This window comes from Sinomonas sp. ASV486, from assembly GCF_030908215.1.
GTDB lineage: Bacteria > Actinomycetota > Actinomycetes > Actinomycetales > Micrococcaceae > Sinomonas > Sinomonas puerhi.
In genome coordinates, this window is the sequence record NZ_JAVFJK010000004.1 from 1 (window position 1) to 20,884 (window position 20,884).

Below are 20,884 nucleotides of genomic sequence, written 5' to 3' on the forward strand. Positions count from 1 at the left end.
TCGGCGAGGATCTCGCCGGTGCCGTGCTCGATGGCGGTGGCCTCGGCGTCGTGGACGAGCAGGATGATGCGTTTGTGCCTGTGGGCGCGGCCGATGCCGAGGTGACGGAGGCGTCCCGCGTGGCGGAGGGTGACCTTGCCGTCGGCGTCGACGCGGTCGGTCCGGACGCGGAAGTGTGCCCCCTGGGCGGCGGCCGCGGGGCCGGCCTTGGGGGTCTGGGCGTAGGCCTCGGCGGGTGTGTGCCTGCCGAGCGCGCGGTGGGGGCGTTCGTGGTTGTAGACGTGGCGGAATCTGGTGAGCTGGTCGTTCAGGTCCTCGATGGTCTGGGCCGGAGGCTGGCTGTGGAGCCATTTCTTCAGGGTCTGGTGGAAGCGCTCGATCTTGCCCTGGGTCTGGGGGTGGCCGGGGGATCCGTTCTTCTGGACGATCCCGAGCCCTGCGATGAGGCTCTCGAAGGCGTTGCGGCCTCCTTTCCCGCCGGCCAGGCGGGTGGTGTAGACCATGCCGTTGTCGGTCAGGGTGCTGGCGGGCAGGCCGTGTTCCTGTGCGGTGTCCAGGAAGGCGTCCACGACGATGGCGCCGGTCGTCCTGGGGTGGGCGGTGAGGTGGAGCAGGCAGCGGGAGTGGTCGTCGAGGAAGTCGATGATCTCGGTGTCGGTGCCGTCGGCCAGGTGCCAGTGGGTGAAGTCGGACTGCCAGGTCTCGTTGGGCTGGGCCGCGGCGAAGCGTCGCAGGGAGGACTTGGGACGCTTGTGGGGTTCGGGGGCGACCGCGCCGGCGGCCCGGAGGATGCGGTGGATGGTGGTGCTCGCGGGCACCGGGAGGCCCTCGCGTCCGAGATGGGCAGCGATGGTCTCGGCCCCGGAGTCCAGGCCCTTGGCCTGCAGGTCGGCGCGTAGGACCAGGATCCTCTCCTGAACGTTGGCCGGCGTCTGCTGCGGGCTGGTGCGGGGCCGCCGGGAGCGGGCCTCGAGGCCGGCCTCTCCTTCGGCTGCGTGGCGGGCGATGAGTTGGTGGACCCATTGGCGGCTGATGCCGTACCGGCGGGCTGCTTCGGCCTTGGACATCCCACCCTCCAGGACTGCGAGGACGATGACCTTGTTCTTCGACATGGCAGAAGCCCAATGGGCGAGGTGTCAACGATGTCCCGCGACATGCCGGAAGGCGTCAACGATGTCCCGCCACAGCAGTCAACTGTCACCTGTCAACGATGTCCCGCCACATGCGTCAACGATGTCCTGACATCACACACCTCTGGGCGCACAGATGTGAAGAGAGAAGCCCCCCAGCCTAAGGCTGGGGGGCTTCTTCGTCCTCCCCTGCCGGGGCCAAGAGCCAGCCCAGGGTCCCTCCTGCGCGGACGGACCGACTACCGCCCGCCGGGCACTACCCGTCGGCGTGGGCCTGAAGCATCCGGCGGATGCCGTCGAAATGCCGGTTGAGCAGCTCGGACGCCGCAGCCTTGTCCCCCGCGCCCACGGCCTCGAGGATGCGACGGTGCGCGGCCGCCGTCTCGACGAGATCCGCGTTGGAGGGTCCCACCTCCGCGTGGATCTTGCGGTAGACCTTCCAGAAGACGCCCATGAGGTTCAGGAGCAGTTCGTTGTCGAGTGGTTCGAAGAGCAGGCGATGGAACAGTGCATCCGCCTCAGAGAACTCGTCCCCGCGCTCGGCCGACTCCTCCATCGTGACGACGACAGCCTCGATGCGCGCGAGCTGCTCCTGAGTGATGACGTCGATCGACGCTCCGACAAGCCCCGACTCGAGCGCCTGGCGGACATCGACGAGCTCCATCGCCTCATGCCCCTTGTGGCGGAGAGACAGCCGGCCGCGGAAGGAGAGCCCATCGGCGAGCGCATCGAAATTGCTCGGCGCAACGAACATGCCAAACCCGTGCCGGATCTCCACCACCCCGAGCGCCTGCAGGACCTTGAGGCATTCACGCAGGGTATTCCTGCCGACCCCGAGGGTCGCCGTCAGCTCGCTCTCCGTGGGCAACGGGTCGCCCGCTTCAAGTCCTCGGTCGAGGATAAGGTCCATGATCTCCGCCTGAAGCGCTCGGAGCCGCGCCTGCGCGCTGAAGCGCGCCGCGGGAGCCGACGTCGTCGTGGCCATGGAATCCTCCAGTTAGCATGAGAGTGCTGCGTACCGAAGGCACGCAGAGGGACGCTTCGGACCTGTGCTCGGCATCACTTCGGGCCATGATATCGGATGTCCCACTTCCGGGCCCAGAGGTCCACCGGGCCAGCCCTTCGCCCTTGACTCGTGATTGTGATGAGCCTTACAGTTGCCGAGAACCTCGGACATCCCACATCCGATAAGTGCTTTCCTGAGGGCACTCCGGACTCGGTCCACGAGGCCACGCACCCGGATCCACAGAGCCATCAACACGAACGGTGAGGTACATGAGCAACCCCATCTCCCCGCTGGTCAATGACGCCAGCCGCAGGAACTTCCTCAAGCTCAGCGGAGCGATCGGCGCCGCCGCGGCGTTCACGGCGTCCCTGGCCGCATGCTCGCCCGGCGGCACGCCGGCCTCCGCGGTCACGAGCGGCGGAGCGGTCGACCCGACCAAGGAGCTCGTCGCCGGCATCTCATTCGCCCTCTCGACCGGCTTCGACCCGATCGCCGCGAGCGGTGCGACGCCTCAGGCGGCCAACAACCACCTCTTCGAGGGCCTCGTGGACCTCCACCCGGCGACCCGACAGGCCTACCTGGCCCTCGCGGCGTCGGACCCGAAGAAGGTCGACGACACCCACTGGGAGGTCGAGGTCAAGCAGGGCGCGACGTTCCACGACGGCACGCCCGTGACCGCGGACGACGTCGTGTGGTCCTTCAACCGCACCCTCGATCCGGCGAGCAAGTCCCTCTTCGCGGGGTTCATCCCGTTCATCAAGGCCGTGTCCAAGAAGGACGACAAGACGGTCGCATTCGAGCTGAAGGCCCCGTTCGCTGGCTTCAAGGAGCGCATCGCTGTGGTCAAGGTCGTCCCCAAGGCCCTCACGGACACCGCAGAGAAGGCCAAGGCCTTCGACGCGAAGCCGATCGGCTCGGGCCCGTACAAGTTCGTCTCCGCGACCAAGGAAGACAAGATCGTCTTCGCGAAATTCGACGGCTACAAGGGCCAGTACCCGGCCCGGTCGAACAACATGACGTGGCTCCTCATCGCCGACGGCTCCGCTCGGGTGAACTCGATCCCGTCCCGCGCCCAGGCCATCGAGGACGTGCCATATCTCGACATCGACTCGCTCAAGAGCAAAGTCACTGTCGAGGCGGTACAGTCCTTCGGGCTCCTGTTCCTCATGTTCAACACCGCCAAGGCGCCGTTCAGCGACAAGCGCGTCCGTCAGGCGCTCTTCTACGCCACGGACACCCAGAGCGTCATCAACAAGGCCCTGCTCGGCAACGCGACACCGGCGACGTCCTACCTGCCCAAGAACCACCCGGCCTACCATCAGGCCGCGACTCAGTACTCGTACAACCCGGACAAGGCCAAGCAACTGCTCTCCGACGCCGGCGCGTCCAACCTGAGCTTGCGCCTCACCTCGACCCAGAACTCCTGGATCGACAAGTGCATGCCGCTCATCAAGGAGAACTGGGACGCGATCGGCGTCAAGACGACCCTCGACATCGTCCCCTCGGCGACGGTCTACAGCGCCCAGCGCGCTGACGGCGGCGGCGACTTCGACGTCGTCTGCGCATCGGGCGACCCGAGCGTGTTCGGGAACGACGCCGACCTCCTCCTGAGCTGGTTCTACCGCGCCGGCGTGTGGCCGACGGCGCGCTACCGCTGGACCGGCACCCCCGAGTACAAGCAGGTGCAGGACCTCCTCGCCCAGGCCGCCTCCGCCGACGCGGCCCAAGCCAAAGACCTCCAGGGCCAGATCATCGACCTCGTGGCCGAGCAAGTGCCGCTGTACCCGCTGTTCCACCGCAAGCTGCCGACGGCCTGGGACCCCACTCAGCTCGACGGCTTCCAACCGCTGCCCACGACCGGTCTGTCCTTCATCGGCGTCGGTCGCAAGTAGCGCACCTCGGGGCGGATGACGGCGACCCCGACGCCGTCATCCGCCCCTTACGAGCAGTTTGGAGTTCTTCACCGTGTCAACGCTGCTGAGACTGCTGGGCCGGAGGATCGCCGTCCTCCCCTTCATGCTGTTGGGCGTCACGATCCTCGTGTTCCTCGTCCTCCAGGTGGCCCCGGGCGACCCCGCGACGTTCGTCCTGGGGCCCGATGCCTCGGAGGACGCGAAGAACGCATGGCGCGAGGCCCGCGGGCTCAACGATCCGCTCATCATCCAGTTCTTCCACTACGTAGCCAGACTCGTCACCCTCAACTTCGGCGTGACCAACCCGCCGGAGGAGCCCGTGGGCATCCGCATCGCGGCCGCCTTCCCCGTGACGCTCCAGCTCACGCTCCTGGGTGTGCTCATCGCCGTCGTGATCTCGCTTGTCCTCGGCATCCTCGGCGCGCTCTACCGCGACAAGTGGCCAGACCAGCTCATCCGCGTGTTCTCGATCGCGGCCATCGCGACGCCGTCGTTCTGGCTCGGCATCCTCCTCATCCAGTGGTTCGCCCTCCCGAAGGGCTCGCTCTTCCCGGTGGGCGGCATGGCGTGGGCCGAGCAGTACGGCTTCGTCGGCTGGGCCTACTCGATGGCACTGCCCGCCCTTGCCCTCGGCCTGCCCGTCGCAGCGTCCCTCATCCGCGTGGTGCGCACGTCGATGGTCGAGGAGCTCGACAAGGACTACGTCCGCACAGCCATCGGCAACGGCGTCCCGTACCGCACGGTCGTGGCGAAGAACGTGCTCCGCAATGCCCTCGTCACCCCGGTCACGGTACTCGGCCTCCGCGTCGGCTACCTCTTGGGCGGCGCCATCGTGATCGAGCGCATCTTCGACCTCAAGGGCATGGGCGGGCTCATCATCAACGGCCTCAACGGCAAGGACGTCAACCTCGTTGCCGGCGGTGTCATCACGATCGCCGCGACCTTCGTCCTCGTCAACATCGTGGTGGACGTCCTCTACCTGCTCATCAATCCCCGGATCCGGACGGTCTGACATGTCGCATCCATCCCGCCCAACCGGCACCCTCGCGCCCCGCGCCGGCCTCGCGAACCGTCTCGCCGATCAGGGCGCCCGCTTCAGGGCGATGCCCACCGGCTCTAAGATCGCGCTAGCCTTCCTCATCTTCATTGTCCTCGTCGCGATCATCGGCCCCTTCATCGCCCCCTACGGCGAGAACGAGTCGTTCATCCCCAAGACCCCGCCGGGGCCGGACCACTTCTTCGGCACCGACGTCGGCGGCCGCGACGTCTTCACACGCATGCTCTACGGGGCACGCATCTCGATCATGATCGGCCTGGGGGCGGTTGCCCTCGCCGTCATCATCGGCGCCGCACTCGGCGCTGCCGCCGCGACGGGCCGCAAGTGGGTCGACGAGACGATCATGCGCATCCTCGACGTCCTCATGGCTTTCCCGGGCATCGCCCTGGCCGCGGCGCTCCTGTTCGCGCTCTCGAGCGCCTCGGCCAACATCTTCGGCTCGACAGTCCCCGTCATCATCCTCGCGATCGCGATCGTCTACTCGCCGCAGCTCGCCCGTGTGGTCCGCGCCAACGTCCTCGCGCAGTACGGCGAGGACTACGTCCGGGCGGAACGGGTCATCGGTGCCGGACGCTTCTACATCCTCGTCAGGCACATCGTCCGCAACACCGCCGCCCCGGTGCTCGTGTTCGCCACGGTCATGGTCGCCGACGCCATCATCCTCGAGGCATCCCTCTCGTTCCTCGGCGCGGGCGTGCAGCAGCCGGCCGCCTCGTGGGGCAACGTCATGAGCGACGGCCGCGAGCTCGTCAACTCCGGAGGGTGGTGGCCCACGACGTTCGGCGGCATCACGATCCTGCTCACCGTCCTCTCGCTCAACATCCTCGCCGAGGGGCTCACGGATGCGATGGTGAACCCGCGCCTCCGCGGTACACCGAAGGTGAAGGACGACGACGGCTCGGCGGCCGCCGCTGCGGCCGCGGCTGCCGCTGACCTCGCCTCGGTCGAGGCCGCCCGGGCCCTCGGCGCCGGAACGCTGGGCGACGAGGCGTTGGCCGCCGTCGTGCGTCTCGACGAGAACCCGCACGCGCTGCTCGACCTCGAGCTCGAGCGGCTCTCGGCCGTCGAGGCGCGCCGCACCGACCGCCTCCCGCAGGTCGGGGCCAGCGCGAAGACGATCCTCGAGGTCACCAACCTGTCGATCCGTTTCCCGCACCGCTACGGCAGCACCGCGATCGTGGACAACGTCTCCTTCTCGGTCCGCGAGGGCGAGACGATGGCGCTCGTCGGCGAGTCGGGCTGCGGCAAGTCGATCACCTCCCTCGCAATCATGGGCCTCCAAGCGCCGTCGGCCGTCCTGTCAGGCTCGATCGCGTACGAGGGCCGCGAGCTGCTCACGAACTCGCCCAAGGAGCGCGAGCAGCGCTACGCAGGCCTGCGGGGACAGGAGATCGCGATGATCTACCAGGACTCGCTCAGCGCACTCAACCCGTCCATGCTCATCAAGGACCAGCTCGAGCAGCTCACCCGTCGCAACGGACGCAAGACGCCGCGCGAGCTCCTCGAGCTCGTCGGTCTCGACCCGAACCGCACGCTCAGGTCCTACCCGCACGAGCTCTCAGGAGGCCAGCGGCAGCGCGTGGTCATGGCCATGGCACTCTCACGCTCCCCCAGGATCGTGGTTGCCGACGAGCCCACGACGGCGCTCGACGTCACCGTGCAGAAGCAGGTCATCGACCTTCTGAACGAGCTGCGCGAGCAACTCGGCTTCGCGATGGTGTTCGTGAGCCACGACCTCGCGCTCGTGGCCTCCCTCGCGCATCGCGTCGTGGTCATGTACGCCGGCCAAGTCGTCGAGACCGCCCCGACCGCGGCGCTCCTGCGCAGCCCGAAGCACGAGTACACGCGCGGCCTCCTCGGCTCCGTCCTGTCCGTCGAGGCCGACGCGCCGCGCCTGCACCAGATCCGCGGGACCGTCCCATCACCGCGGGACTTCGCGCCCGGCGACCGCTTCGCCGAACGGTCCCTGCGCCCGGACGCGGACCCGAGGCAGCTGCTCGAGTTCGTCGAAGTTCCCGGCGATCCCGGGCACTTCTGGGCGAGCCACGAGAAGACGGCCCGCACCGGCGAGCTCATCAAGGAAGGTGCCCAATGACCCGCACTCCCATCGACGGTGCACTCGCGTCCGGCGCACCCGTGCTCGAACTCAAGGGCCTCACCGTCCACTTCCGGGCCCGCGGCGGGAAACTCTTCCGGCCCACGATCGTCAAGGCGGTCGACGGGATCGACTTCTCGGTGCGCCGCGGCGAGACCGTCGGGATCGTCGGCGAGTCCGGCTCGGGCAAGTCCACCCTCGCCTCGGTGCTCGTCGGCCTGCAGGCCCCGACGTCCGGGACGCTCGCGTTCCAGGGCAGGCCCGTCAAGCGGCTCGACGGGCGCCTCCGACGGGAGTTCGGGCGGACGGTCTCGGTCGTCTTCCAGGACCCCGCGACGGCGCTCAACCCGCGCATGACCATCGAGGACATCCTCCTGGACCCGCTCGTGGTCCACGGGATGGGCAACGACACTTCGCGCCGCGCCCGGGTCAAGGAGCTCCTCTCCCTCGTGGGGCTCCCGCAATCCGCGGCCGAGGTCACGCCGTCGAACGTCTCGGGCGGCCAGCGTCAGCGCGTGGCGATCGCCCGCGCGCTGGCCCTCGAGCCCGAGCTCATCATCGCCGACGAGCCCACGAGTGCACTCGACGTCTCGGTGCGCGCGCAGGTGCTCAACCTGCTCTCGGACCTCAAGCGCCAGCTCAACCTCGGCATGGTGTTCATCAGCCACGACATCCAGACCGTGCGCTACATCTCCGACCGCATCTGCGTCATCTACCAGGGCAGGATCGTCGAGGAGGGCACCGCCGAGGACGTCTTCGACCACCCCACCCATGACTACACGCGCAAGCTGCTCGGCGCCGCGCCCAGCCTCCTGCACGTCTGAGACCCACTCGCTTCCCGTTCCGCCCGCCCACCCTCAGGAGAACCTGTGCCCACCGCATTCCACGGCGTCATCCCACCCGTCATCACGCCCCGCCATGCCGACGGGAGCATCGACGTCGAGTCGCTGCGGAGCGTCACCAAGCACCTCATCGACGGCGGCGTGACCGGGCTCTTCGCGCTCGGCTCCTCCGGCGAGGTCCCCTACCTGACGAACGCCGAGCGCGAGCTCACCGTCACCACGATCGCCGAGGCCAACGCCGGCACGGTCCCGCTCGTGGTCGGCGCGAACGAGCAGACCACCCACCGCGTCATCGAAGAGTCCAGGAAGATGGTGGACCTCGGCGCGGACGCGCTCGTCGTCACGTCGATGTACTACGCCCTCGGGAACGCAGCCGAGACCGAGGCCCACTTCCGTGCGATCCACGAGGCTGTCACCACGCCGATCTTCGCCTACGACGTCCCCGTCCGGACGCACTTCAAGCTGCCCACCGACGTGCTCGTGCGCCTCGCGGAGGACGGCGTGATCGTGGGGGTCAAGGACTCCTCGGGGGACGATGTCTCCTTCCGCCAGCTGCTCCTGGCCACGAAGGATCTTCCCGGCTTCTCGGTGTTCACGGGCCACGAGGTCGTGGTGGACGGCGCGCTCCTGGGCGGGGCACACGGCGTGGTGCCGGGCCTCGGCAACGTGGATCCCGCCGGCTACCGCAGGCTCTATGACCTCGCCAGGGCCGGGGACTGGGCTGGAGCCGCCGCCGAGCAGGACCGCCTCGCCCGCCTGTTCGGCATCGTCTTCGCACCCAACGGCCGGGTCTCGGGCGGCGCCGCCGGCCTCGGCGCGTTCAAGACCGCGCTGGCGCTCATGGGCGTCATCGAGTCCAACACCATGAGCACTCCCATGCTCTCGCTCAACGAAACCGAGGCGGAGACCATCCGCGGGATCCTCGTCGAGACCGGCATTCTCCGGTGACGTCTGCCCCAGCACCCCAGCAGCCCAGGACTTAAGGAGGCCCCCAGCGTGCGGCACGCGATCGGCGTCGACCTCGGCGGAACGAAGACCGCCGCGGGACTCGTCACCGAGCACGGCGACCTCGTGTTCTCGGCAACCATCCCGACGCTCTCGCGCGAGGGCGGCGAGGCGATCCTCAACGCCACCGCCGAGCTCGTCCTGCGCCTTCGCCGTCGGGCCGCGTCTGCGGGGCTTGGCGTGGCCGGGACCGGAGTCGGCTCGGCCGGGGTCATCGACGCCGCGCGCGGAACAGTCGTGTCCGCCACGGAGGCGATCCGCGGTTGGGCCGGCACCGAGGTCGCCGGCGGCCTGGCGCGCCGGACCGGGCTGCGCACCGCCGTCATCAACGATGTCCACGCCCACGCCCTCGGCGAGGCGTGGCGCGGTGCTGCCGCCCCGACGTCGTCCTCCCTCCTCATCGCCTTCGGCACCGGGGTGGGCGGCAGCTTCGTGGTCAACGGCCGGCCGCTCCTGGGGCACCGGTGGGTGGGCGGCCACGTGGGGCACCTCGCCTCGCCGTTCGCGCACGACGCCGATGGGTCGCCGCTGCCGTGCGTGTGCGGCGCCGCCGGGCACGTCGAGGCGATCGCCTCCGGCCCTGCACTGCATGCCGAATACCTCCGTCGCGGCGGCGATCCCGCCGTGGCGGACGCCCGGGGGGTCTTCGCACTCGCGCAGGGTGCGGGCGGGTCGGCGGGCGATCCCACGGCGCGGGCGGCCGTCAGCGTGGCCGCGCGGGCCGCCGGCCAGGCCGCCGGCGGGCTCGCGAACGCTCTCGATCCCGAGGCCATCGTGATCTCCGGCGGGCTCGCCGATGCCGGACCCCTCTGGTGGGATGCCATGGAGGCAGCCTTCCGGGCCGAGCTCATGCCGCCGCTGGCGTCGATGCCGCTCCTGCGGGCCTCGCTCGGCGGGGCTGCGGCGCTCATCGGTGCGGCGCGGCTCGTCCTCACACCCGAAATCCTCACCCCCGCGAAAGGCCTGCTGTGATCCTCACGCCCCAAGCCCTCGAGGCCCTCCGCGGCCAGCTCATCGTCTCCTGCCAGGCGAACCCCGGCGAGCCGCTGCGGGAGCCGCACATCACGGGGCAGATGGCCGCTTCGGTGGTGCGCGGCGGGGCCGCGGCCGTCCGGGTCCAGGGCGTCGCCGACGTCCAGTTCACGCGCTCGGCCGTCGACGTGCCCGTGATCGGGTTGTGGAAGGACGGGCATGAGGGCACCTTCATCACACCGACGCTGCGGCACGCGCTCGCCGTCGCCGCTGCAGGGGCGCATGTTGTGGCGATCGACGGCACGCGGCGCCCGCGGCCGGACGGGCTCTCCCTCGCCGCGACGGTGGCCGAGATCCACGGCGAGTCGCACGCGCTCGTCATGGCCGACTGCGGGTCGCTGGAGGACGCCCGTGCCGCCGCCGAAGCCGGTGCAGACCTCATCGGGACGACGCTTGCCGGGTACACCGGGGAACGGCCCAAGACCGATGGTCCGGACCTCGAGCTCCTCGCCGCTGTGGCCGCGGCGGACCTCGGCCGCCCGCTCATCGCCGAGGGCCGCATCCACACGCCCGCCCAGGCGCGGGCCGCCGTCGATGCGGGCGCGTTTGCCGTCGTGGTCGGCACGGCGATCACGCATCCCGCGACGATCACTGGCTGGTTCCGCGACGCCCTCGCCTGACGCGCCCCCGCCCCCGCAACCCCTGCGATCTGAGGTCACCTCCCTGCGATGCGGAGTCACCTCCCCGCGATGCGGATTCACCTCTCTAGAACGCGTTTGGGCACGTTAGAAGCTGACCCCGGATCGCTGGAAGCTGACCCCGGGTCGGGCACGGCGTCAACGGCTCCCGTAGCATGCTGGGGTGGACAGCGAGTATGACGTCATTGTGGTCGGCGGCGGCGCGGCCGGCGAGAACGCCGCGGACCGTGCAGTCAAGGGTGGCCTCACGGCGGCGATCGTGGAAAAGAGCCTGCTGGGCGGAGCGTGCTCATACTGGGCATGCGAGCCGTCCAAAGCCCTCCTGCGCCCAGGCACCGCGCTCCACGCCGCGCGCCGCGTCCCGGGCTCGCGCGAGGCAGTCACGGGCCAGCTCGACGTTCCCGCCGTCCTGGCCCACCGCGACGAGGCCTCAAGCCATTGGGACGACTCGGGTCAGGCCCAATGGGCCGAGGGCGTGGGGATCAAGGTTATCCGCGGCACGGCCCGACTCACGGGCGCGAGACGCCTCTGGGTGACAGACGACGACGGCAACCACTTCACGCTCACGGCGCGCCACGCCGTCGTGCTCGCGACCGGCTCGCTGCCGGTCATCCCCAAAGTCCCGGGCCTCCACAACGTCCGTGTCTGGACCACACCGGACGCGACGAGCACGCAGGAGGTCCCGGAGAGCCTCGCGGTCATCGGCGCGGGCGTTGCGGGCGCGGAGCTGGCCCAGGCGTTCGCGCGGCTCGGCTCGAAGGTCACGATGCTCGCCCGCGGCTCGTTCCTCAGCGCCTTCCCCGAGGACGCCCGCAACCTCGTGGCCGAGGGCCTGCGCGCGGACGGCGTCGAGATCCTCGAGGGCGTCTCCCCCGAATTCGCGGAGCGGACGGACGACGGCGCCGTGCGGCTCACGCTCCCCGGTGACCGGACGCTCAAGGCGGAGCGGCTGCTCGTGGCGGCCGGACGCCGCCCGGCACTCGACGGCCTCGGCCTGCCGGCCTTCGGGATCGAGCCGCACCTGCTGCGCATCGACGAGAGCGGGCGCGTCCAAGGCCTCTCGTGGCTCTATGCCGTGGGCGACTGCTCGGGCGGCGCGAAGCTCACGCATCAGGGCAAGTACCAGGCCCGCATCACGGGGGACGCGATCGTTGCCCGCTCGCGCGACGAGCTCGACGCCGATGTGGAACCGTGGAGCCGTTGGGCCCGCACCGCCGACGTCCTCGCTGTGCCGCACGTGGTCTTCACCGACCCCGAGATCGCGTCCGTGGGCCTCACCGAGGAGGACGCGTGGGAGGCGGGCATCAGAGTGCGCGCCGTGGAGCTGCCGATCTCCGTGGCCGGCGCGTGGCAGCACGCCGAGGACTACGAGGGCTGGGCGCAGTTCCTCGTGGACGAGGACGCGCGGACGCTCATCGGGGCGTGCTTCGCCGGGCCGGACGTCGCCGAGCTGCTGCATGCGGCCACCATCGCGATCGTCGGAGAGGTGCCCCTCGAGCGCCTGTGGCACGCGACGCCGTCCTTCCCCACCGTAAGCGAGATCTGGCTCCGGTTCCTCGAGGCCTACGGCCTCTGACGCGTCAGAGGCCGTAGGCCATCCCAGATCAGAGCTGGGTGTGGACCGCCGTGGCAGGGTCGCCGCCGATGCGTTCCCCCGTCTCGAGCTCGCCGATCGCAGCGGCCTCGGCTTCGCTCAGGGTCAACGCGGCGGCCGCAAGGTTCTCCCGCATGCGCCCGGGCGTGGCCGTCTTCGGGATGACGATGGTTCCCTGGGCGAGGTGCCAAGCGAGCACGGCCTGCGCCGGGGACGCTCCGTGCGCGGCGGCGGCCTCCAGCACCGCCTCGGCGCCAAGGTCCGCACCTTGTCCGAGGGGGCTGTACGCCTCGACGGCGATCCCCCGCGACCGGGTCGCAGCGGCCAGACTGCGCTGCTGGAAGGTCGGATGGAGCTCAATCTGGTTCACCGCCGGCGTCACCCGCGCCGATGCCGCGAGCGTCTCGAGGTGCTCGGTGAGGAAATTGGAGACGCCGATAGCACGTGCCTGCCGCCGGTCGTAGACCTCCTCGAGGGCCCGCCACGCCGAGGCGTACAGCGCCTGGGACGGCACGGGCCAGTGGATCAGGTAGAGGTCCACGTAGTCCAGGCCAAGCGCCGCGAGGCTGTCCTCGAAGGCCTCGCGGGGCCTGCTCTGGTCGCCATTGCGGAGCTTCGTGGTGATGAAGAGATCCTCCCGCGGGATGCCCGAGGCGGCGATCCCGGCACCGACCCCGGCCTCGTTGCGGTACGCGGCGGCGGTGTCGATGTGCCGGTACCCGGCTTCGAGCGCGGCCTCGACCGCACGCTGGGTCTCCTCCGGCGGAACCTGGAAGACGCCGAAGCCGAGCTGCGGGATCTCGACGCCGTTGTTGAGCGTGACGGTGGGAACGATGATCTCAGGGGTGTGCATGGGGTCTTCCTCCGTGTCGTGTTCTCCAGAAGCAGGGGCTGAAGCGTTACGAGGACGACGGCGCGAGGCGCGCGGCCGCCGTCGTCCAAGGGTTCGGCTCGACCGCCCAGGCCGCTCGGTGCAGCGCCGTGGCGAGCCGCGCGCGGGCCGCGGCGAGCCTCGGGGTATGACCCCGGCCGTCGTCGACGATCGGGGCGTTCGGGAGCGCACTGCGGCTCTCGTCGTTCAGGGTGGGGATGATGAGCGCAAAGGCGATCAGCGCTGAGTGTTCCATGGTCCTTCTTCTTCACGGTCCACCGGGTGGTGGACGACTCGCCTTCAACGCTATGCGGCTCCGGGCACGGAAGTCATGGCAGGAGCCGCACCCTGTGCTTCCTAGGAGTCGCAGGCCTACCTTCGGCCATGGAGGAGCACCGCGACCCCGGTCAGAATGGATGCTATGGGTCAGAGTGCTGAGTTCGGAAGGTTCCTCAAGGCGATGCGGTCGCGCCTGTCCCCCGACGAGGCGGGGATCCCGGCGGCCTCGACCGGGCGCCGCGTCCCCGGGCTGCGGAGGGAGGAGATCGCCCTCTTGGCCGGGGTGAGCACGGACTACTACTCACGTCTCGAGCAGGGGCGGAACATCCACCCCTCGCGGTCGGTGCTCGACGCCGTGGCGCGGGCACTGCGTCTGGATGAGGGCGAGCGCGCCCACATGATCGATCTCCTCGAGCACTGCGCCAAGTCGCAGAGGACGCCGATCCACACGGAGAGCGTGCGCGCTGCATTGCGCCAGCTCCTCGAAGCCGTGGGCAACGTGCCCGCCCTCGTCCTCGGCCGCCGCACCGACGTGCTCGCGGGCAATCGCCTCGCCTACCTCCTCCTCGCCGACTTCCCTGCACTGCCCGTGGAAGAACGGAACCTCACACGCTGGATCATCCTGGATCCGGCCGCACGCGAGCTGTTCACCGATTGGCACGCCGTGGCGGCCGAGGCTGCGGGAGCCCTGCGGGTCGACATCGGCCGGCACCCGAGCGACCCTCAGGCCAACCAACTCGTGGGCGATCTCGCTGTTCACAGCGAGGACTTCCGCCGCTGGTGGGCGGGTCACCGCGTGATCACAACGCACGCCGGAACCCTGCGTATGCGCCATCCGGTGGTGGGCGATCTCGAGCTGGCCTTCGAGGACCTCGCCCCGCTGCACGATCCCGACCAGACGCTGCGCGTGTTCACGGCCAAGCCCGGCTCCCCATCCGAGGACTCGCTCGCACTGCTCGGCAGCTTCGGGGCGGAGGGACCTTCCGTGCGCGAGGTGCCGCGCGAGGGCAAGCGCGGCGCCGATCGGCCGGCTACCCGCGAGCTGCCCTGAGCCTGAGGTTCACTCCCGCGCTGGGCGCGCTCCCGGATTTGTACTGACCGGTCAGTTTTCCTACAATTGAGAGTATGCTTTCAGTTCGTGATTTGACGGTTGCCGGGCGTCACAGCGATCTCGTCCCGCGCACCTCGTTCGAGGCCCGTCGCGGCGAGCTCCTCCTCGTTCGCGCGGACGGCCAGGGACACCGCACGGCCCTCGCCCTCGCCGCGGCCGGCCGGCTCGCGCCGACCGACGGAACGGCAGCCTGGGGCAGCCACTCGGGAAAACCCGTTCGGGATCTCAAGGGACTGCGCCGCGTGGGCGCCTTCGTGGATGCGCCAGCGATCAACGAGGCCGAGCTCCACCTGCGCGTCAAGGATCTCGTAGCCGAGGACCTCGCCCTGCTCCCCCGGCGCCACCGCGGCCCCGGCAAGCCAGACGCCTGGCTCACGGTCAACGCCTTCGCGGACATCGCCGACAGCTGGGCCCAGGACCTGCCCGCAGCCCGACGCACCGAGCTCCTCACAGCACTGGCCCTTGCCAACCCCGAGACGGAATTGCTCGTCCTGGACTCCCCCGACCGCCACTCGGACGATCCCGCCGACTGGCTCCCGTTCCTCGCCGGGACGGCAGCACGCGGGGGCCGGCCGCTCGCCGTCGTCGCCGTCGTCGCGACGTTCCCTGAGCACTGGGCGGGACCGGCCGCCGTCGTGGGCAATTCGATCCGGCGGCTGGCCGCACAGGGTGACCTCGCCGCCAGACCGGGTGACCTCGGCGCCCCACGGGGTGACGTCGCCGCCAGACCGGGTGACCTCGGCGCCCCACAGGGTGACGTCGCCGCCACACCCGGTGACCTCGCCGCCACACGCGGTGACCTCGCGCTGGGCGAGGGGGTCCGCGCGTGACGGTTCTCCGGCTGGCCCGCTCCGAGCTCAAGCGGATGACCTACGGGCTGCTGCCCAAGCTCACGATCCTCGCCCTCGTGACCGTGCCTCTCCTGTACGGGGCCGTCTACCTGTACGCCAACTGGGACCCGTACAAGAACATGAACCAGATCCCGGCCGCCCTCGTGGTCGAGGACCAAGGCGCCGACTCGACCGACGGCACGCGCCTCGAAGCAGGAAGCCAGGTAGCCCAGAACCTCGTGGACGGCCACCTGTTCGACTGGCACCGCGTGGGCACCGCGGCCGAGGCCGAGGAGGGCGTCCGCAACGGCACCTACGGCTTCTCGCTCACCCTCCCGGCCGACTTCTCCTCGAACCTCGTCTCCCCGGCGAGCTTCGACTCCGCTCGCCAGGCCATGCTCAAGGTCACCACGAACGATGCCAACAACTACCTCCTGAGCACGATCGTCGACAAGGTCACGACGGCCGTGCACGACGCCGTCGCAAGGCAAGTAGGCACCGAGACGGCCGCCCGCCTCCTCACCGGCTACGGCGTGATCCACACCCAGCTCGCCACCGCGGCCGACGGCGCCACGAGGCTGGCCAGCGGGCTCGACCAGCTCACGGACGGTTCCTCCCAGCTCGCGGACGGTGCTGGCCAGCTCCATACGGGCGCCGAGCAGCTCACGACCGGTGCAGACCAGCTCAGCAGCGGCGCATCCCGGCTGAGCGCGGGCGCGAACCAGCTCGTCGCGGGCCAAGAGCAGCTGGTCACCGGAGCACAAGCGCTCAGCACCGGCGCATCGCAGCTCTCCTCCGGCCTTGGAACGCTCCAGCAGAAGACGGCGTCCCTGCCCGCCGACACGCAGAGGCTCGCGGCCGGCGCGGCGCAGGTCGCGGCAGGCAACGCCCAGCTGAACGCAAAGGTCCAGCAGGCCGTCACCGCAGCCGACTCCGCCGACGCCGCGCTGCAGGGCACGGTGACCACGAGCGCGCAGAAGCTCGTGGCCGCAGGCGTGCTCACGCAGTCCCAGGCCGACCAGCTCCTGACGCAGGTCGCCACGCTCCAGGCCTCGACGCCGATCGCCGACGCCCGATCCCAGCTCCACACGGCCGCAGGGCAGGTCCAGCAGCTCGCAACAGGTTCCCAGCAGGTTTCGGACGGCGCCGCCCAGCTCGCAGACGGCATGCCGGCCCTGACGTCCGCGATCTCGCAGGCGCACGACGGCGCGGCGCAGCTCTCGACGGGAGCGAACCAGCTGGCGGCGGGCGAGCAGCGCGCCGTGGACGGGTCGAAGTCCCTCTCGTCGGGCGCGTCCCAGCTCTCCGACGGAGCCGCCCAGCTTGCCGACGGCGCGGGCCGGCTCGCGGACGGCGCCGCCCGCCTCGACACCGGCGCGGCCCAGCTGCGGGACGGTTTGGCGCAGGCCGACGACGGCGCCCACCAGCTCGCCGACGGCCTGAACGCGGGCGCCGGGAAGGTTCCGAATCCGTCGCAGAAGCAGGTCACGGATGTCTCGAATGTCATGGGCGACCCGGTCGCCGTCGACCACGCCTCGCAGACCAAGGCGGCGTCCTACGGAGCGGGCCTCGCGCCGTTCTTCCTCTCCCTCGCGATGTGGGTGGGCATCTTCATGCTCATGCAGGCCATGCGCCCCTTCACGGTCCGCGCGCTCGCCTCGAACGCTCCACCGTGGAAGATCGCGCTCGGTGGCTGGCTGCCGTTCGCGGTGGTGGCGTCGGTCCAGGCGACGCTCCTGACCACCGTCGTGGACTTCGCTCTCGGCCTCGACCCCGCGCATCCCGTGCTCATGTGGCTCTTCCTGCTGCTGGGCGGAATCGCGTTCAGCGCGATCATCCACGGGATCGTCGCGCTCCTTGGCACGTCCGGGAAGTTCGTGGTGCTGATCCTGCTCATCCTCCAGCTCGTCTCCTCGGGCGGAACGTTCCCCTGGCAGATGACGCCGGAGCCGTTCCGGATCGCCCATCAGGTGCTGCCGATGGGCTACGTGGTCCAGGGCATGCGCCACCTCATCTATGGCGGCGACCTGTCCGGGATCCTGCCGATCGTCCTCGGCCTAGTCGGCTACACAGTCCTCGGCGGCGTCCTCAACTTCGCCGGAACACGGAAGAACATGACGTGGCGCCTCAAGACCCTCCAGCCCGAGATCGCAGTGTGAGTGGGGTGGCCAGGATGAGCACGCGAACAGAGGCAACCCGGCAGCGGCTCTTCGATGCCGCGATGGAGCTCATCGGCCAGCGCGGTGCCGAGGCGGTCACGGTCGACGAGATCGCGGCCGCGGCCGGCGTCGCCAAAGGCACCGTCTATTACAACTTCGGCAGCAAGAACGAGCTGGTGGCCCAGCTGCTCCAACACGGCATGGGGATGCTCATGGCCGCCTTGGCCCCAGCCGGCCGTGCAGAGCCAGCGCAGCATGCCGCGCACGACGCCGGTCCCTCGCCCCACGCGCGCACCTCACCTGAGCGCGGCGCTGTCGCTGCGCCGAGCCCAGCGGACGACACCTTCCACGAGGTCCGGGGAATGGTCACCCGCGCGCTGAGGTTCATCGAGGCGTACCCCGGGTTCGTCCGGCTATGGATGGGCGAGCAGTGGCGGGGGGACGGGACGTGGCACACGCTGCTCGCTGCGAGGCGCGCCGAGGTTCTCGTGGTGATCCGCGGGGCCCTCGACCGAGTCGCGGCGCGCCGCGAACCCGCGCCCGGCCAGGACCTCGACGTCGTCGCGACGGCCCTGTTCGGCGCAGCTTTCATGGTCGGCATGGACCGCGTCTCGACGACGCCTCCGAAACCGCTGGCTCCGGCTGCCGAGGCGATCACAGCCCTCGCCATTGGGGCCTTCGGCGGCTGAGCCCAGCAGTCCAGTCGAGGCCGGCATCCGGGGCCCAACAGCCAGGCGACACGAAACTCACACAGGTAACAGCAGTAACACCAGAAACAGGAGAAACTCCTGTCACACTGGATTCATGGCCTCCCGCTTCAAGCCCCTGCGCACGGGCGCCCGCGCAACTCTCTGGGCCGCGGGCGCGTCTGTGGCCGCCACCGCGATCGCGGGAGTGACCCTCGACGCCACGGCCGTCTCGCTCGCGCTCGTGGCGCTCGGCGCCTTCGTGGCCTGCGCGCTGTACGCCGTGCTGAGCCTGTCACGGTATGCCGTGGCTGTCGTGGCCGCCGCCGGCTCTTCGCTCGCGATCGGCTCGGCCCTCGCCTTCCTCCGGCTCCTCGGCCTCGCGTGGGATCAGGACCCGGAAACGGTGACGACCGTCTCGGGCGCGGACGCTGACCCCTACTTCTTCGGCGCGGTGGCGGCAACTGCCGCCACCCTCGCGGTGCTGTTCGGGAGCGCTGTGTGGCCCGAGCGGCGCCGCGCCTCAAGGCATTCCCCAAGGCTCGGATCAGCGGGCGCGGCCGCTCGCCGCCCTCAGAGGGCGCCGTCGTCCGCGTTCCGCACGCCGGGACCGAGCACACCGCATTCCACGACGCCGGTGCGCAAGGCAGGGGCCACGAACCGACCCCGGATCAGCGCCTCTTCTTTGCGCGGGGCGAGGCGAACCTGACGAGCCGGGCGTCCTGTCCGTCGAGCTCTGCCCAGGGGGCCTCGGTCTCGAAGACCGCGAAGCCTGCGGTCGGGAAGTGGCTCGCTGCATCCATATAGGCCTCCTGATCGGAATCGCGCGAGGCGAGCCGCAGAGCGAGGTCCTGGACGCCGGGCATGTGGGAGACGATCAGGAGCGAGCGGACCGTCTCGGGAACGTGGTTCACCACGGCTAGCATCTGCGACGCGCTGGCCGCGTACAGTCCGGACTCGAGCTTCGGGGTCGGTGCCTTGTCGCCGAGCTCCTCGCAGACCCATGTGGTGGTCTGCCGGGTGCGCAGCGCCGTGGAGCAGAGGATGAAGTCAGGGACGAAGTCGTGCTTGAGCAGCCATCTGCCAGCCTCTTGGGCGTCGGCATGCCCTCGCTCGGCGAGGGGCCTGTCAGCATCCGCGACCCCCTCGGGCCAGGCGGCCTTGGCATGGCGCAGGACGATGAGGTGCTTCACGTGATGCTTGCTCACCCCCCTAGCCTACGGGCAGCGGTGCCTCCCCGGATCCGCGGAGACCGGCGCCGCTGCGCCCGAGGCTAGATCGAGTACTCGGGCGCAGCCCAGACGATGACCTCGGGGTGCTCGTAGAACCGGTAGCCCTGGCCACGGACCGTGCGGACCGTGTTGGCGAGGCGGCCGAGCTTGGAGCGCAGGCGACGGATGTGCACGTCGATCGTGCGCTCGTTGGGGACCTCCTCGGCGTTCTTCCAGAGGCTCTCGAGCAGCTCGTCGCGGCTCACGGTGCGGGTGCCGTTCTCGACGAGGTAGTTGAGGAGCTCGAACTCCTTGAAGGTGAGGTTCAGAGAATCGCCGTCGAGGTGGACCTCGCGGCGGGCCAGGTCGATGAGCACGCCTGACGGCCGGGCGTCAGGCGCCGCGGCCGATCGGGGTTCGATGCGCTGCTGCCGGGACGCGATGGTCGGGTCGCCGAACGTCGAGCGCACGACGTCGAGCGAGGAACCGGTGGCGCCAGCCGGAGCCACAGCCACGGCGGCATAGCTCTCGAGGCCCTCGACGAGGGTCTGCGCGTAGGCACGCAGCTCCTGGGCGATGCGCGCGATCGAGGTGCCGGCGCCCGCCGCCTCCTGCTCGGAGAGGCCCACGTAGACCACGAAGCCGTGCGCCACGTTGTCCGCAGCAACGGCGCGGATGGGCTCCGCACCGGGCTGCACCACGGGCGTGGGCGCCGTCATGGGCGCTGGCTCCTCGACGGGCCGGAGGGGCTGTGCCGCGCGCAGCGGTGCTGCGGCGTTGTGCTGGTAGGTCTCGGGTGCGGGGGCGAACCGGGAGCCGAGCGGCTGGCGGTAGCCGGGGTTCTGGGCCTTCTGGGCGTTGCGGACTGAGATGTGGACGTAGCCGGATGCAACAGACATGGGATCAACCTCGAGATGAACTAGCCGTGATGGCTTCGAATGCGGAAGCAGTGCGCCCGCGAGGGGGATGGTGCCCGACGCTGGGCGGCGAAAAGACTGACGCTGGTTGCTGGGGCGGTGCCGTCAGCTCGACATTCGACAGGAGCACATGGCGCGGCCGGCGGGTGTGCCGACGAGGTGTTCTGCGGCTGCAGGTGCTGCTGAGTCTTTGTTCACACTGAGAAGTGTGGCCCGTAACAATGCCTACAGGCAAGTAACAAAGTGTGGATCGTCTCACGATGCGAGATAGGCCCGGACTCGTGTGGGGCATCTCACCATTCGATGAATGCCCGATATGAACGCATATTTTCACATCTTGACCAGTCGCGACGACCTGCACCGAACATTGTTCGACAACTTCCCCCTATGGTTCTCAATGACGCACCAGTGGCGGACATCTCACAATGCGGACATGACTCGACACGCCTCGTCGAGCTGTCAAGTCGGTTGGACTTCGATCCTTTCACTGCGCTAGTCGTGCGGGGGC

19 protein-coding genes are annotated in these 20,884 nt (G+C 69.8%); 13 read left to right on the top strand and 6 right to left on the bottom strand.

From position 1 onward, the window contains the following. Both RBS60_RS06580 and RBS60_RS06585 read right to left on the bottom strand, forming a co-directional pair. Positions 1-1,112: IS481 family transposase (locus tag RBS60_RS06580; RefSeq protein WP_307956744.1), on the bottom strand; the 1,112-nt coding region annotated here is incomplete at its 3' end. A gap of 274 nt (positions 1,113-1,386) precedes the next feature. Continuing rightward, the gene (locus RBS60_RS06585; RefSeq protein ID WP_307956745.1) at positions 1,387-2,115 is read right to left on the bottom strand and encodes a FadR/GntR family transcriptional regulator; all 729 of its coding nucleotides are present in this window, start codon (positions 2,113-2,115) and stop codon (positions 1,387-1,389) included. A 290-nt stretch (positions 2,116-2,405) separates the two neighbouring features. Here RBS60_RS06585 and RBS60_RS06590 point away from each other — a divergent pair, with 290 nt between their 5' ends. The 8 genes from RBS60_RS06590 (at position 2,406) to RBS60_RS06625 (ending at position 12,294) form a co-directional block, all read left to right on the top strand. Further along, on the top strand, positions 2,406-4,028 hold the full coding sequence (locus tag RBS60_RS06590; RefSeq protein ID WP_307956746.1) for an ABC transporter substrate-binding protein: 1,623 nt from the start codon (positions 2,406-2,408) through the stop codon (positions 4,026-4,028). A gap of 73 nt (positions 4,029-4,101) precedes the next feature. Next, complete coding sequence (locus RBS60_RS06595; RefSeq protein WP_307956747.1) at positions 4,102-5,061, top strand: ABC transporter permease; 960 nt, start codon at positions 4,102-4,104, stop codon at positions 5,059-5,061. A gap of 1 nt (position 5,062) precedes the next feature. Beyond that, a complete protein-coding gene (locus tag RBS60_RS06600) occupies positions 5,063-7,201 on the top strand; it encodes a dipeptide/oligopeptide/nickel ABC transporter permease/ATP-binding protein (RefSeq protein ID WP_307956748.1) in 2,139 nt (712 codons plus the stop codon). Next, positions 7,198-8,025, top strand: coding sequence for an ATP-binding cassette domain-containing protein (locus RBS60_RS06605; protein WP_307956749.1), 828 nt, complete (start codon positions 7,198-7,200; stop codon positions 8,023-8,025). Before RBS60_RS06600 ends, RBS60_RS06605 begins: the two co-directional genes overlap by 4 nt. A 45-nt stretch (positions 8,026-8,070) precedes the next feature. Next, entirely contained in the window at positions 8,071-8,991 is a 921-nt protein-coding gene (locus tag RBS60_RS06610; RefSeq protein WP_307956750.1) for a dihydrodipicolinate synthase family protein, read from the top strand. A 48-nt stretch (positions 8,992-9,039) separates the two neighbouring features. After that, complete coding sequence (locus tag RBS60_RS06615) at positions 9,040-10,020, top strand: ROK family protein (RefSeq protein ID WP_307956751.1); 981 nt, start codon at positions 9,040-9,042, stop codon at positions 10,018-10,020. Further along, on the top strand, positions 10,017-10,700 hold the full coding sequence (locus RBS60_RS06620; RefSeq protein WP_307956752.1) for an N-acetylmannosamine-6-phosphate 2-epimerase: 684 nt from the start codon (positions 10,017-10,019) through the stop codon (positions 10,698-10,700). The genes RBS60_RS06615 and RBS60_RS06620 overlap by 4 nt, the downstream gene beginning before the upstream one ends. Before the next feature lie 181 nt (positions 10,701-10,881). After that, positions 10,882-12,294, top strand: a complete 1,413-nt coding sequence (locus RBS60_RS06625; RefSeq protein WP_307956753.1) for an NAD(P)/FAD-dependent oxidoreductase — start codon at positions 10,882-10,884, stop codon at positions 12,292-12,294. Positions 12,295-12,322: 28 nt separating this feature from the next. Here the strand turns inward: RBS60_RS06625 and RBS60_RS06630 are convergent, their stop codons facing one another. After that, positions 12,323-13,165, bottom strand: a complete 843-nt coding sequence (locus RBS60_RS06630; RefSeq protein ID WP_307956754.1) for an aldo/keto reductase — start codon at positions 13,163-13,165, stop codon at positions 12,323-12,325. 46 nt (positions 13,166-13,211) lie between these two features. Then, a complete protein-coding gene (locus RBS60_RS06635; protein WP_307956755.1) occupies positions 13,212-13,439 on the bottom strand; it encodes a hypothetical protein in 228 nt (75 codons plus the stop codon). Between the two features lie 165 nt (positions 13,440-13,604). Between RBS60_RS06635 and RBS60_RS06640 the strand changes: the two genes are divergently transcribed. From RBS60_RS06640 to RBS60_RS06660, 5 genes are all read left to right on the top strand, one after another. Further along, the gene (locus tag RBS60_RS06640) at positions 13,605-14,513 is read left to right on the top strand and encodes a helix-turn-helix transcriptional regulator (RefSeq protein ID WP_307956756.1); all 909 of its coding nucleotides are present in this window, start codon (positions 13,605-13,607) and stop codon (positions 14,511-14,513) included. A gap of 74 nt (positions 14,514-14,587) precedes the next feature. Next, complete coding sequence (locus tag RBS60_RS06645) at positions 14,588-15,403, top strand: ABC transporter ATP-binding protein (RefSeq protein WP_307956757.1); 816 nt, start codon at positions 14,588-14,590, stop codon at positions 15,401-15,403. Continuing rightward, positions 15,400-17,562, top strand: coding sequence for a YhgE/Pip domain-containing protein (locus RBS60_RS06650; protein ID WP_307956758.1), 2,163 nt, complete (start codon positions 15,400-15,402; stop codon positions 17,560-17,562). The genes RBS60_RS06645 and RBS60_RS06650 overlap by 4 nt, the downstream gene beginning before the upstream one ends. Positions 17,563-17,576: 14 nt before the next feature. Beyond that, a complete protein-coding gene (locus tag RBS60_RS06655) occupies positions 17,577-18,251 on the top strand; it encodes a helix-turn-helix domain-containing protein (protein WP_307956759.1) in 675 nt (224 codons plus the stop codon). A gap of 115 nt (positions 18,252-18,366) precedes the next feature. Beyond that, positions 18,367-18,957, top strand: a complete 591-nt coding sequence (locus RBS60_RS06660) for a hypothetical protein (RefSeq protein WP_307956760.1) — start codon at positions 18,367-18,369, stop codon at positions 18,955-18,957. On the opposite strand, the gene RBS60_RS06665 is transcribed toward RBS60_RS06660, so the two are convergent. Beyond that, entirely contained in the window at positions 18,920-19,456 is a 537-nt protein-coding gene (locus RBS60_RS06665) for a histidine phosphatase family protein (protein ID WP_307956761.1), read from the bottom strand. The genes RBS60_RS06660 and RBS60_RS06665 overlap by 38 nt on opposite strands. Before the next feature lie 65 nt (positions 19,457-19,521). After that, positions 19,522-20,358: a winged helix-turn-helix domain-containing protein gene (locus RBS60_RS06670; RefSeq protein ID WP_307956762.1), complete on the bottom strand. Its 837-nt coding sequence runs from the start codon at positions 20,356-20,358 to the stop codon at positions 19,522-19,524. Positions 20,359-20,884: the final 526 nt, after the last annotated feature.